Annotated in this window: 13 protein-coding genes and 1 tRNA gene; 1 reads left to right on the top strand and 13 read right to left on the bottom strand. The window is 68.7% G+C overall.

The window, feature by feature from the left end:
* Positions 1 to 8: 8 nt before the first annotated feature.
* A complete protein-coding gene (def, locus tag E4M00_RS06915) occupies positions 9 to 575 on the top strand; it encodes a peptide deformylase (protein ID WP_135119685.1) in 567 nt (188 codons plus the stop codon).
* Between the two features lie 5 nt (positions 576 to 580).
* Here def and E4M00_RS06920 read toward each other — a convergent pair whose 3' ends face one another.
* The 13 genes from E4M00_RS06920 to E4M00_RS06980 form a co-directional block, all read right to left on the bottom strand.
* Positions 581 to 886, bottom strand: coding sequence for an AzlD domain-containing protein (locus E4M00_RS06920; RefSeq protein WP_135119686.1), 306 nt, complete (start codon positions 884 to 886; stop codon positions 581 to 583).
* A complete protein-coding gene (locus tag E4M00_RS06925) occupies positions 883 to 1,656 on the bottom strand; it encodes an AzlC family ABC transporter permease (protein WP_135119687.1) in 774 nt (257 codons plus the stop codon). Before E4M00_RS06925 ends, E4M00_RS06920 begins: the two co-directional genes overlap by 4 nt.
* Entirely contained in the window at positions 1,653 to 2,543 is an 891-nt protein-coding gene (locus tag E4M00_RS06930; protein ID WP_135119688.1) for a sensor histidine kinase, read from the bottom strand. The genes E4M00_RS06925 and E4M00_RS06930 overlap by 4 nt, the downstream gene beginning before the upstream one ends.
* Positions 2,544 to 2,654: 111 nt before the next feature.
* Complete coding sequence (locus tag E4M00_RS06935; RefSeq protein WP_135119689.1) at positions 2,655 to 2,966, bottom strand: SHOCT domain-containing protein; 312 nt, start codon at positions 2,964 to 2,966, stop codon at positions 2,655 to 2,657.
* Positions 2,967 to 3,134: 168 nt separating this feature from the next.
* Positions 3,135 to 3,797, bottom strand: a complete 663-nt coding sequence (locus E4M00_RS06940; RefSeq protein ID WP_135119690.1) for a response regulator — start codon at positions 3,795 to 3,797, stop codon at positions 3,135 to 3,137.
* Positions 3,794 to 5,011 carry a sensor histidine kinase gene (locus E4M00_RS06945; RefSeq protein WP_135119691.1) on the bottom strand — a complete coding sequence of 406 codons (1,218 nt, stop codon included), beginning with the start codon at positions 5,009 to 5,011 and terminating at the stop codon, positions 3,794 to 3,796. The genes E4M00_RS06940 and E4M00_RS06945 overlap by 4 nt, the downstream gene beginning before the upstream one ends.
* Before the next feature lie 146 nt (positions 5,012 to 5,157).
* Positions 5,158 to 5,230, bottom strand: a tRNA-Asn gene (locus E4M00_RS06950).
* 60 nt (positions 5,231 to 5,290) lie between these two features.
* The gene (locus E4M00_RS06955) at positions 5,291 to 6,292 is read right to left on the bottom strand and encodes a D-isomer specific 2-hydroxyacid dehydrogenase family protein (protein WP_135119692.1); all 1,002 of its coding nucleotides are present in this window, start codon (positions 6,290 to 6,292) and stop codon (positions 5,291 to 5,293) included.
* A gap of 3 nt (positions 6,293 to 6,295) precedes the next feature.
* A complete protein-coding gene (locus tag E4M00_RS06960) occupies positions 6,296 to 7,138 on the bottom strand; it encodes an ABC transporter ATP-binding protein (protein WP_200933279.1) in 843 nt (280 codons plus the stop codon).
* Positions 7,139 to 7,142: 4 nt separating this feature from the next.
* Positions 7,143 to 8,831, bottom strand: coding sequence for an ABC transporter ATP-binding protein (locus E4M00_RS06965; protein ID WP_135119693.1), 1,689 nt, complete (start codon positions 8,829 to 8,831; stop codon positions 7,143 to 7,145).
* On the bottom strand, positions 8,828 to 9,916 hold the full coding sequence (locus E4M00_RS06970) for an ABC transporter permease (protein WP_056162544.1): 1,089 nt from the start codon (positions 9,914 to 9,916) through the stop codon (positions 8,828 to 8,830). Before E4M00_RS06970 ends, E4M00_RS06965 begins: the two co-directional genes overlap by 4 nt.
* A gap of 2 nt (positions 9,917 to 9,918) precedes the next feature.
* Positions 9,919 to 11,004 carry an ABC transporter permease gene (locus E4M00_RS06975; protein ID WP_135119694.1) on the bottom strand — a complete coding sequence of 362 codons (1,086 nt, stop codon included), beginning with the start codon at positions 11,002 to 11,004 and terminating at the stop codon, positions 9,919 to 9,921.
* Between the two features lie 96 nt (positions 11,005 to 11,100).
* Positions 11,101 to 12,738 (bottom strand): ABC transporter substrate-binding protein, encoded by a 1,638-nt coding sequence (locus E4M00_RS06980; protein ID WP_135119695.1) that lies wholly within the window; start codon positions 12,736 to 12,738, stop codon positions 11,101 to 11,103.
* Positions 12,739 to 12,841 lie beyond the last annotated feature (103 nt).

The raw sequence follows: 12,841 nt of genomic DNA on the forward strand, positions 1-12,841 counted from the left end.
CTCGGAGAATGGCCGTACACCCCATCAGGATCACCGGAGACGACGCGCTCCACTCCCCCGCAGCCCCTGTCATCGAGTTCGACGACGAGCTCCGCAGGCTGGTCGCCGACATGTTCGAGACGATGGATGCGGCTCCCGGTGTCGGCCTCGCGGCACCGCAGATCGGCGTGCCGCTGCGCATCTTCACCTACACCTGGGTCGAGGACTCGGGCGAGCACGTGCGCGGCGTCGCGATCAACCCCACCCTGTGGATCACGCCGGTGCCCGCCGGCATAGCCGATGAGGACTCCGAGGCCGAGGGCTGCCTCTCGTTCCCCGGCGAGCGTTTCGGACTGCGGCGCGCCGGGCGTGCCATCCTGCAGGCGTTCGACGCCGACGGAGAGCCGTACGAGATCCGTGCCGAGGGCTGGCTCGCCCGCATCTTCCAGCACGAGTTCGATCACCTCGAGGGCGTGCTCTACACCGATCGCCTCGACGGGCACGACCAGAAGATCGTGGCCAAGCTCACGCGCAAGCGCGGATGGGGTGTTCCCGGCAACGCCTGGATGCCCGGGGTCGACAACCTCGACGCCTAGACGGATCAGGTGACGGCGCGGATGCCGGCAGCGACGAGCGCGGCGGCGATGACGACGATGATGAACGGCACCCTGAGCGCGTAGAGCGCTGCCGCGACTATCACGGCGGGAACCCGTGCGTCGATCACGATGTCCTGCCCGTCGGCGAAGGTCTGCACGGCGATGAGGGCCGCCAGCAGCGCCACGGTGAGCAGGTCGGCGATGCGCGACGGCGTCGGAGCCTCGAGCAGGCGCTGCGGTATCAGGTAACCGGCGAACTTGAAGGCGAGCGTCGCGATCGACGCCAGGATGACGACCTGCCAGAGCGTCACGATCGTGCCTCCTTCCCGAACCAGTTGAAGGCACCCACGACGACGGCGACGGATGCCGCGACCAGCACGGGCAGACCGGGCATGAGCACCGGGGTGAGAGCCGTGGCGACGACGGCGGCCCCGACGGCCACGGCCGCGGCCTGCACGCGCTTCAGTCGTGGCCACAGGAGCCCGAGGAATGCCGCCGCAGCCGCGGCGTCCAGTCCCCACGCCCGAGGGTCGCCCAGTGCGTCGCCGATCAGGGCACCGGCGAGCGTGGTGAGGTTCCAGCCCACGAACACGACGAGCGCCGTCACCCAGAAGCCGACGCGGCGGAGATGGCCCGTGGGCTGGGCGAGAGACACGGCGGTCGATTCGTCGATCGTGCCCCAGGCGGCTGCGAGGCGGTACCACCACGGTCCGATGCCGACGATGGGCGCCATCCGCATGCCGTAGATGGCGTTGCGCGATCCGAGCAGGCCCGCTGTCGCTATGGCGCTCGGCCCGGCGGCGACCCCGCCGCCGGCGATGATCCCGATGAGCGCATACTGGGATCCGCCCGTGAACATCACGAGGCTCAGGAAGCAGGTCTGCCAGATGTCGAGGCCCGCGGCGACCGAGAGGGCGCCGAAGGAGATGCCGTACGCGGCGGTGGCGATTCCGACGAAGAGTCCGGAACGGATGGCGATCCGTTCAGCTGCCGAGCCCCGGCCATCGCCCTCCGGCGTGTCGGAGACCTGGTCTCCACCACCGGGCTGGTCGCCGGCCGCTCGGATGCCCTCGTCGGTCATCGCGCGAGTTCGACCCCGTGCACGCCGTTGTGGAACCGCAGGGCCGGGAACACTGCGGAGACGCTGAAGCCGACCCCGGGAACCGAGTTGGCGCTGAAGACGCCGCCGAAGAGCTCGGCGCGCTGGCGCATCTGCGAGATGCCGGCCCCGGAGATGGTCTCGGTCAGGGCGCGCAGGTCGTCGTCGATCGAGGTCGCGTCGGCACGCGCCTCGTCGCCCTCACGGCGGAGAGCGGCACGGATGCCGTCGTCGTCGATGGTGACCTGGAGTCCCTCCTCGGTCCAGACGAACGACACTCGGGCCTCGGTGCCGACACCGCCGTGCTTGAGCGAGTTGGCGAGGGCCGCCTGCAGGATGCGGTAGACCGCGAGCTCGGCGCCCGGCTTGAGCTCGTAGCGCTCACCGGATTCCTCGAAGCTGATCACGAGCCCGGCATCGCGCATGACCCGGAACAGGTTCTGGGCCGATTGGAGACCGGGCTGAGGCGAGCGCAACGACTCTCCCTCGCGGGCCACCGTCAGCACGCGGCGCATGTCGCCGAGGGCGGTGCGACCGGCATCGACGACACCGGTCACGGCACGCACGGCCGACGACGGGTCGCTCTCGGCGGTGTACTTGGCACCCTCGGCCTGGGAGACGAGGCGACCGACGGCGTGCACGGCGACGTCCTGCAGGTCGCGCACGATGCCGAGGCGACCGGTCTGCTCGGCGAGCGACAGCTCCAGGTCGATGCGGGTGCGCTCGGCGCTGGTCCAGTCGCGGTCGACGCGACGAAGTCGCGTGCGCGCGCTCAGCCAGAGCACGAGCAGCACCACCGCCAGCACCGCCAGGACGGCGGATGCGACCATGAGTGCGCTGGTGGCTGCGGGGCTGTTCAGCCAGTCCATCGTTCTCCTCTCCCGCTGCGTGCGGGTCGAGGAGACTCTACCGGAGAGGCCGAGCGACCCCGATTCCGCCCGCTGAGGCCCGGCTCAGACCGGGCCTCAGTGAACGAGGGGTCAGGCTGCCGGGCGTGCCGCGCGCAACACCTCGAGGCGAGCGCGGTACTCGACCTCATCGATGTCGCCGCGGGCGAAACGGTCCGCGAGGGTCTGCTCCGCCGCGACGGCGTTCCAGGCACCGGATGCCGGTCCGTGGCCATAGCCGGGTCCGTACCCGTAACGCGCCCAGCGGCGGCGTCCGAGGGTGACGAACAGCGCGATGATGCTGATCCAGAAGAGCGGGACGAAGAGGAACAGCCAGCCCCACCCGCCGGCCCAGGGGCCGACGTGGGCTGAGACTGAAGCGAGGGCGATGGAGGACGACAACATGGGATTTCCGATCGGTCACGGGCACCGGACGATGCCACTCCTCGAGACTCCCAACCAGCGCCTCGCGGCGAATCCGCTCGGGGGCGTCACTTCGGCTACTCCCTCGGGTGCAGCATCCGGAACCCGGCGGCACCAGGTCGATCCGAGTACCCCGCAGCTGCCGGTCGGCTAGGACCAGCCCGGACGCACCAGGCCGGCCTCGTACGCGCTCACCACGAGCTGCACCCGATCGCGCGCCCCGAGCTTCGTCATGATCCGCGAGACGTGGGTCTTCGCCGTCAACGGACTGAGGAACAGCCTCCCGGCGATCTCGTCGTTGCTGAGGCCGTGGGCGACGAGCTCGAGCACCTCGAGCTCGCGAGCGGTGAGAGCGTCGAAGATCCCGCTGACCGGCGCCTCCTTGAGCCCCGACGCCATTCGGGAGAGAAGACGTCTCGTCACCCCCGGGGACAGCAGCGCGTCCCCGGCGGCGACGACGTGCACGGCGCGGATGAGTTCCGCGGGCTCCGTGTCCTTCACGAGAAAGCCGCTGGCGCCGGCCCTGATCGCCTCGGCCACGTACTCGTCGAGTTCGAAGGTCGTCACGATCACGATGTGGGTCCCGTCGAGTTCCGGATGTGCCGTGATCTCGCGGGTCGCCTGCAGCCCGTCTCCGTCGGGCATCCGGATGTCCATGAGAACGACATCGGGACGGGTCGCGATGATGCCGGAGACGGCACTCGAGCCCGTCGCGGCCTCCCCGACGACCTCGAGGTCGGGCTCAGCGTCGAGCAAGGCACGGAAGCCCGCGCGCACCAGGTGCTGGTCGTCGGCGATGAAGACCGAGATCACGGAAGCGCCTCCTCACGGCGTGGGATGCGCACCTCGAGCCGAAGGCCGCCGCCCGGCTGCCATCCTGCACTGACCGTGCCGCCGACGAGTGCCGCCCTCTCGCGCATGCCGAGGAACCCGCGGCCCTCCTCGATCGGGTCGCCGCCGTGGCCGGTGCCGGAATCGCTGATGGTCACGATGTCGACGCCGTCCACGGTCGACAGCTCCACCAGCGCCGTTCGCGCCTCGGAGTGACGGGTGACGTTCGTGAGTGCCTCCTGCACGATGCGGTAGATCGTGCGATCCGTGGCGGTCGGAGGGTCGGCCGACAGGTGGCCCTGCAGGGTCACCGTGACGCCGAGTGCCTCGAGCGAGGCTGCCAACGCTGGCAGACGTGCGAGGCCGGGTTCCGGCACGAGCGGAGCGCTGTCATCCCCTGATCGCAGGAAGCCGAGCACGCCGCGCACCTCGTCGAGCGCGGTGCGGCTGGTCTCCTTGATGTTCGCGAGGGCCTCCGCAGCCTTCTCGGGCTGGCTCTCCATTAGGTGCAGCCCCATCCCGGCCTGCACGTTGATGGAGGACAGGGAGTGCGCGAGCACGTCGTGGAGCTCACGGGCGATGCGGAGCCGCTCGAGTTCTGCCTCGCTCTGCCGGGCTCGCAGCTGCTGCTCGCGGAAGCCGCGGTAGCGCTCGATGCGGCTGCGGGCGGCCTCCCCGGCTCCCACGAGAATGCTCAGCACGAGCAGAACGATGAGGGAGCGCACGAGCGAGGCCCACTCCCCCGACACCGTGCCGTATGCCAGCGCGGCGATGACTCCGGCTCCGATCGTGCTCCAGACCCACACTCGAGCGCCTCGCGCCGTCGCCTGCACGACGGCGAACGCGAGGGGAACTGCGGCGAACGGCGGCCCGAACGGCACGATCACCAGGGCCGGTGCTATCGCCAGCGCCACGACCGCGACTGTCGGGCCGGGATATCGCGGCAGGAGCAGCAGCAGGTACGAGGCCGCGAAGGCGACGACGGATGCCGCGATCAGCGCGCCGTCGGCACCGGACACCACGAGCCAGACGAGCACCGGCAACTGGACCAGCTGCGAGAACACGACGGCGAACCACCGCACTCGACGAAGCGGTCGCGGGTCGTCGTCCATCCAGCGTCCCCAGGGACCCCGGTGCGGTCCCGTCCAGTCGGCACCCGGGGCGCCGGGGTGAGACCAGCGCTCGGAGGACGGCATGATTCGATCGTAGCGATGGCGTCGGGCGCAGTCGTCACGCCGCGGGAGGCTCCCGGGCTGCTCCGCCGGGAGTACACGGCCGGTCGCAGCGGTGTTGCGCCTTAAAGTGAAAAGGACCGGAGGGGTGGAGCCCTTCCGGTCCTTCGCTCCCCGACTTGGACTCGAACCAAGAACCTACCGGTTAACAGCCGATTGCTCTGCCAATTGAGCTATCGAGGATCAGCACTTTCGCGCCTCGTCTACTTTATCAAAAGTTCGGCCACAACAAAATCGAGGAGCTCAGTAACCGACCTCGGGGTCGACCACTCCGATGAACTCGCCGGAGCGGAGAAGCGCCTCGACATTGTGGCGGATTCGTTCCGCCAGCAGGGGCGCCGTCATCTCGGGGGTGTCCGCCATGTGCGGGGTGATGATGACGTTCTCGGCGCTCCACAGCGGGTGCCCGTCCGGCAGCGGTTCCGGGTCGGTCACGTCGACGGCCGCGCCGGCGATCGTGCCGTCGTTCAGGGCGGTGACCAGCGCATCCGTGTCGACGAGACCGCCCCGGGCGATGTTGACGAGATACGCCGAATCCTGCATGAGCTCGAACTCGGGGCTCCCGAACAGGTGCCGGGTTCCGCCGGTGAGCGCAGCGGCGACGACCACCAGGTCGGCCCGCGGCAGGACCCGGTGGAGGTCATCCGCGCCCACGGTCTCGGCGGCGCCGGGAACGGCATCCGCTCGCCGCCTGACGATGGTGATGCGCGGCGCGAACGGCTCGAGGAGGCGGATCAGCTCGATCGCGATGCCGCCGGCACCGATGATGACGACCTCCCGGCCGTAGAGGGAGACTCCCCGCGGCTCGGAGTCCCACGAGGTGGCACGGATGCGGCGCGGCAGGAAGCGCATGAGAGCCAGCGAGAGCGCCAGGGCATGCTCGGCGACGGGCTGCGCGTACGCTCCCTTCGCGCTGGTCCAGAGCAGGTTCTCGCGCGAGTGCTCGCGGATGCTGTCGGAGAACGCGTCGACCCCGGCGAAGGGCAGCTGCACCCACTCGACCTGCGGATTGGCATCGAGCACGGCGCCGAGTTCGGCGGCCCGGGCATACGACAGCCACACGATGCCGCGGGTGTCCGGGCCGAGCGGCGCGGTCGTGCCCCCGGCATCCGTGACCGCCGTCTCGAAGACCGCACTGCTGCGCGGGAGGAGCGCGACACTACCTGGCCGGGGCCGGTGGTATCGAGCGCCGTCGTCGGTCTCGGGCGCCAGCACGGCGCGGTGGATGGGTGCGTTCGCGGTCATCGCTCAGTCCTGTTCGCTCGCGCCGGACAGGCCGACGAGCTCGGAGGCCAGGCGTTCGACGTACGGATGCAGCGGGTTGGCGAGCACGTCGTCGATGGTGCCGTACCCCACCAGCACGCCGTCCTTCAGCACGGCGATGCGATCTGCGATGCGCCGGAGCACGGCGAGGTCGTGGCTGATGACGAGGGCGGAGAACGCGCTGTGCTCCTGCAACTCGCGGATGAGGTCGATGATCGAGTGGCGCACGAGGGCGTCGATGGCCGCCGTCGGCTCATCGGCGATCAGCAGTGCCGGGTCGAGCACGAGCGCTCGGGCGATGGCGAGACGCTGGCGCTGGCCGGCGCTCAGCTCGTACGGGTAGCGCGGAATAACGCTGAGGGGCAGGCGCACAGCGTCGACCATCGTGACGACGCGGGCCTCGAGGGCCTTGCGGTTGTAATGCCTGTCGCGCAGCAGGATGGGCTCGGCCACGATCTCGGAGACGGTGAAGTTCGGCGGCAGGTTCTCGGAGGCGTCCTGCGCCACGTAGCCGACCTCGAACATCAGCCTGTCTGCATCGCGGCGGCGGAGCTTGCGCAGCGACTCCCCGAAGACCTCGGCGTCTCCCCCGGTGATCACGGGATGCACGTCGCCGCGCGGAGCCTCGAGGAACTGGCCGGCCAGCACCCGGGCAATGGTGCTCTTGCCCGACCCGCTCTCGCCGAGGAGGCCGAGCACCTCCCCCGGCTGCACCCGCAGGTCGAGCCCCCGCACCGCCACGAAGGCGGGCGAGGGCCCGTGCGCCGGGTACTCGATCGTCAGATCACTCGCGAGGATCGGATAGCCGTGCTGCGCGTTGCCCACCATGCTTCTACTCTGCCTCCCGCAGGGCGTGCAGCGCATCCCTTCTGAGCGCTTGCTCAGCCGGATCGGGCACGGGGAGGGAGGCGAGGAGGCGCTGGGTGTACGGATGCTGCGGAGCTCCGAGCACCTCGGCTCCGGTGCCCTCCTCGACGAGCTTGCCCTTGTAGAGCACCGCGATGCGGTCGGCGAGGAGGTCGACGACGGCCAGGTCGTGGCTGATGAACAGCGCCGCGAAGCCGAACTCGCGCTGCAACTCGGCGAAGAGCTCGAGCACGCGCGCCTGCACCGACACGTCGAGCGCGCTGGTCGGCTCGTCGGCGATGAGCAGCTTCGGCTCGAGGGCGAGAGCACGGGCGAGGCTGGCGCGCTGACGCTGGCCGCCCGAGAGCTCGTGCGGGTAGCGGTCTCCGTAGCTGCGCGGAAGCTGCACGGCCTCGAGCAGGTCGTCGACCCGACCGCGCGCCGCACCCGGGCTGGACGACAGGCCGTGGATGACCAGCGGCTCGGCGACGCATTCGGCGATGGTGAGCAGCGGGTTGAAGCTCGACGCCGGGTCCTGGAACACGAAGCCGATGTTGCTGCGGGTCTTCTTGAAGTCGCGCTCGCGCACGCCGTTCATCTCGTGGTCGAGCACCGAGAGGGAGCCGCCGGTCACCCGGGTCAGCCCGCCGATGGCACGGCCGATCGTCGTCTTGCCCGATCCGCTCTCGCCGACCAGGCCGAGCACCTCTCCGGCGCGGATGTCGAAGCTCACACCGTCGACGGCGACGAAGCCGGCGCGGCCGAAGCGTCCGGGGTACTCGATGCGCAGGTCCTGCGCCACGACGACGGGGGCGTTGCTCGACCAGTCCGTGGTGCGTGCGCTCGCGCGGTCGGCGGCGGTGAGAGTGCCCTGTCCGACGTGGGGAACCGAGGCGAGCAGGCGCTGCGTGTACGGATCCTTCGGCGCGGAGAAGAGCGTCGCGACGTCCGCCTCCTCCACGACCTCGCCCTGGTACATGACGGCGACGCGGTCGGCCAGGTCGGCCACCACGCCCATGTTGTGGGTGATGAGCACGATGGCCGCACCGAACTCGTCGCGGCAGCGACGCAGGAGGTCGAGGATCTCGGCCTGCACCGTGACGTCGAGTGCCGTGGTCGGTTCGTCGGCGACGATGAGGCCCGCGTCGAGCACGAGCGCCATGGCGATGACGACGCGCTGCTTCTGTCCGCCGGAGAACTGGTGCGGGTAGTAGTCGACGCGCTTCTCGGGCTCGGGGATGCCGACCCTGCGCAGGATGTCGATGGCCTGCTCGCGCCCGGCCTTCTTCGACACCTTTCCGTGGGCGCGGAGCCCCTCGATGATCTGCCAGCCGACGGTGAACACCGGGTTGAGCGCCGTCGAGGGCTCCTGGAACACCATCGCCACGTCGGTGCCGCGCACGCGGCGCAGCTCCTTCTTCGACAGGGTGACGACATCCGTCGACGACGAACCGTCCTTACTGCTCAGGATGACCGCACCACTCACGGTGGCGGTCTCGGGCAGCAGCCCCAGGATGGTCTTCGCGGTGACGGTCTTGCCCGAGCCGCTCTCGCCGACGATGGCGAGCACCTCGCCCGGACCGACGGACAGGCTGACGTCGGAGACGGCCTTCACCGCACCGGCGTCGGTCGCGAAGGAGATGCCCAGCTTCTCGATGGAGACGACGTTCGTCATGGTCGGACCTCGATTCCGTGCTCGTCGAATGATTCCCCGTCTTCCAGGCCGGCGAGTCCGCCGGGACCGGCCGACAGGGTGCCGCCGGGGACCACGGAGGTCTCGGAGACGGTTCCGGATGCCTTCGCCACAGCGCGGCGACCGCGCAGGCGCGGGTCGGCCAGGTCGTTCAGGCTCTCGCCCACCAGGGTGATGCCGAGGACGGTGAGCACGATGGCGAGGCCCGGGAAGAGGGCGGTCCACCAGATGCCGCTGGTCACGTCGGAGATGGCCTTGTTGAGGTCGTAGCCCCACTCGGCGGCGGCCGTCGGCTCGATTCCGAAGCCGATGAAGCCGAGACCGGCCAGGGTGAGCACGGCCTCGGAGGAGTTGAGCGTGATGAGCAGGGGCAGCGAGCGGGTGGCGTTGCGCAGCACGTGCCGGAACATCACGCGCGTGTTGCTGGCGCCGAGCACGCGGGCGGACTCGACGTAGGCCTCGGCCTTGATCCGCACGGTCTCGGCGCGGATCACCCGGAAGTACTGCGGAATGTAGACCACGGTGATCGAGAGGGCAGCCGCCAGGATGCCGCCCCACAGGCTCGACCTGCCCCCGGAGATCACGATCGAGAGCACGATGGCGAGGAGCAGCGAGGGGAACGCGTAGATCGCGTCGCACACCACGACGAGGAGCCTGTCGGGCCATCCGCCGAAGTAGCCGGAGACCAGGCCGAGGAACACGCCGATGAAGATGGAGAACACGACGGCGAGCACGATGACGAGGATCGCCGTCTGCGCTCCCCAGATCACCCGGGAGAACACGTCGTAGCCGCCGACGGTGGTGCCGAGCAGGTGCTCGGCCGACGGGGGCTGCTGGGCGCCGAACGCGACGCCGTCGGCGCGGAGCTGGTTGTACTTGTACGGCGCGAGCAGCGGCGCGAAGATCGCCGTGAGGACGAAGATCGCCATGAGCACGAGGCCGGTCACGAGCATGCCGCGCTGCAGGCCGACGCTCTGCCGCAGCTGGTGCACGACGGGAACGCGCTGCCAGAGGCTGCGCTTGGGCGGGGTCGCCGCGGGAGCCGCGGACGGGGTGATGGTCGTCATGGTCAGTACCTCACTCGCGGGTCGACGACGGCGGCTATGACGTCGACGATGAAGTTCGTCAACGCCACGATCACCGCAAGAAGCACGACGATGCCCTGCACCGCCACGTAGTCGCGGGCCTTGATGAACTCGATCAGCATGAAGCCGAGGCCCTTCCACTCGAAGGTCGTCTCGGTGAGCACAGCTCCGCCGAGCAGCAGCGCGATCTGCAGGCCGATCACGGTGATGATCGGGATGAGCGCAGGACGGTAGGCGTGCGTGCGCACGAGCCGGAACTCGCTGACTCCGCGGGAGCGTGCGGCGTCGACGTAGTCGGTCGAGAGGGTGCCGATGACGTTGGTGCGCACCAGTCGGAGGAAGACGCCGGCGGTGAGCAGGCCGAGTGCGATGGCGGGCAGCACGGCATGGGCGAGGACGTCGAGGAGTACCTCAGGGTTGCCGGTCTGGATCGCGTCGATCGTGTAGAAGCCGGTCTTGTTCGAGAGGAACTCCATCTCGAGCTCTGCAGAGGTCGAGGCGCGCCCGGCGATGGGCAGCCAGCCGAGCCAGACCGAGAACACGAGCTTGAGGAGCAGGCCCGAGAAGAACACCGGGGTCGCGTAGAACAGGATCGCCATGATGCGGAAGATGGCATCCGGATACTTGTCACGGAAGTACGCCGCGACCATGCCGAGCGGGATGCCGATGACGAAGGCCACGAGCAGGCTGTAGAAGGCCAGCTCGAAGGTGGCGGGACCATAGGTGAAGAGCACCTCGGTCACGGGCCGGTTCGTCGAGATCGTCGTGCCGAAGTTGCCCGTGAAGACCTGGCCGAGGTACTCGAGGTACTGCACGAACAGCGGACGGTCGTAGCCGGCGGCGTGAATGCGCTCGGCCAGCTGCTCGGGCCCGAGGCGGCCACCTTGGGCGGCGGTGATGGGGTCACCCGTCGTGCGCATGAGCACGAAGACCAGGGTGACCAGGATGAAGATGGTCGGGATGATCAGCAGGAATCGCACCAGCAGGTAACTGCCGAGGCTTCCTCCTGACGAGCGTTTGCGAGCAGTCGGCGTCTTCGTCGCCTCGGGCGTCAGTGCCTCTGTGGTCATGCGTACCTCACGTTTTGGTGCAGAAGTGTGGGGACGACCCGCTTGCGCGGGCCGCCCCCGGTTTTTCACGCTGGAGAAACTCTAGCCGTGGAGCTCTCAGCCCTTGGCGAGAGCGCCGTAGCGGAACTTGAACGACGCGTCGAGCGTGTCCTCGGTTCCGGTGACGTCGGTTCCGGTGACGGCGACCTGAGCACCCTGGAGCAGCGGGATGGTCGACAGCTGGGCCGCGACCTTGTCCTGGATCTCCTCGATGACCTTGGTGCGCTCGGCGGGGTCGGTGGTCGTGGCCTGCTTGAGGATCAGGTCGTTGACCTCCTTGTCGTCGTAGTGGTTGCCGAGGAAGTTCTCCGTGAGGAAGAACGGCGTCAGGTAGTTGTCGGCGTCCGAGTAGTCGGGGAACCAGCCGAGCTGGTACTCCGGGTACACGTCGGTGGTGCGGTCCTTGGAGTACTGCACCCACTCGGTGGTCTGCAGGTTCACCGTGAAGAGGCCGCTCGACTCGAGCTGGTCCTTGACCAGTGCGTACTCGTCACCCGACGAAGGACCGTAGTGGTCGTTCGAGTACTGCAGGTTGAGCACGACGGGCTCGGTGATGCCGGCCGCCGTGAGGGTCGCCTTCGCCTTGTCGGCATCCGGTGCACCCTGTCCGTCGCCGTAGAGGCCCTTGAGGGACTCGGTGGCACCGGTCAGACCGGCCGGGACGTAGGAGTACAGCGGGGTGTAGGTGCCCTTGTAGACCTGGTCGGCGATCTCGTCGCGGTCGACGAGGTCGGCGACGGCCTGACGCACGGCGAGAGCCTTGGCCGGGTCGGCCTCGGGGGTCTTGGCGCCGAAGGCCTGGGTGTCGAAGTTGAAGACGATGTAGCGGATCTCTCCACCGGGACCGTCGACGACCTTCACCTTGTCGTTGCCGCGGAGGCTGTCGATGTCGGTGGCGGAGAGGCTACGGAACGCGACGTCGATCTCGCCCTCCTGCACGGCGAGCTTCAGGTTTGAGGCGTCGGCGTAGTACTTGACGTTCACGGTGCCGGTCTTGGCAGGCTCGAGAACACCGTCGTAGTCGGGGTTCGCCTTGTACTGGATGAGGTTGTTGAAGTCGTAGCTCGAGATCGAGTACTGACCGGCGAATGCCTTGCCCTTGACGATGTCGTCGTCGGAGGTGAGTGCGTCGGCGGAGAAGACGTCCTCGTCGACGATCGGGCCGGCGGGGCTCGAGAGGATCTGCGGGAAGACCTGGTCGTTGGCCGACTTGAGGTGGAAGACGACGGTGGTGTCGTCGACGGCATCGGTGGACTCGAGGTTGTAGAGCAGCGACGACGGGCCGTTCTCGTCGGCGATCTTGAGCTGGCGGTCGAACGTGAACTTCACGTCGGATGCCGTGAGCTCGTTGCCGTTGGCGAAGGTGAGGCCGGGCTTGAGCTTGACCGTGTACTCGGTCGGAGCCGTGAACTCGGCGGACTCGGCGATGTCGGGCTCGACATCGGGGCTGCCGTACGGCGTGTTCATCAGGAAGGGGAACACCTGGTTCATCACGGCGAAGGAGCCGTTGTCGTACGAGCCCGCCGGGTCGAGGACCGTGATCTTGTCGGTCGTGCCGATGGTGAGCGTTCCACTGGAGCCGGAGTCCTTGTCGGACCCGCCGCCTGCGGCACAGCCGGAGAGCGCGAGCGCAGCAGCGGTGAAGCCCGCGGCGACGATGATGGCGCGCTTGCCGGTCTTGGATGCGGATGTCATATCCGTCTACCTCTTCCTGTCGATGTGTGATGCGCGATGCACGCAGAGATGTACCCCGGATGAATCACGCGTACACCTAGAACTAACACACGCGTGTTTCACG

Origin of the sequence: Orlajensenia leifsoniae, from assembly GCF_004570845.1 — a bacterium.
In the GTDB taxonomy this organism is placed as follows: domain Bacteria; phylum Actinomycetota; class Actinomycetes; order Actinomycetales; family Microbacteriaceae; genus Orlajensenia; species Orlajensenia leifsoniae.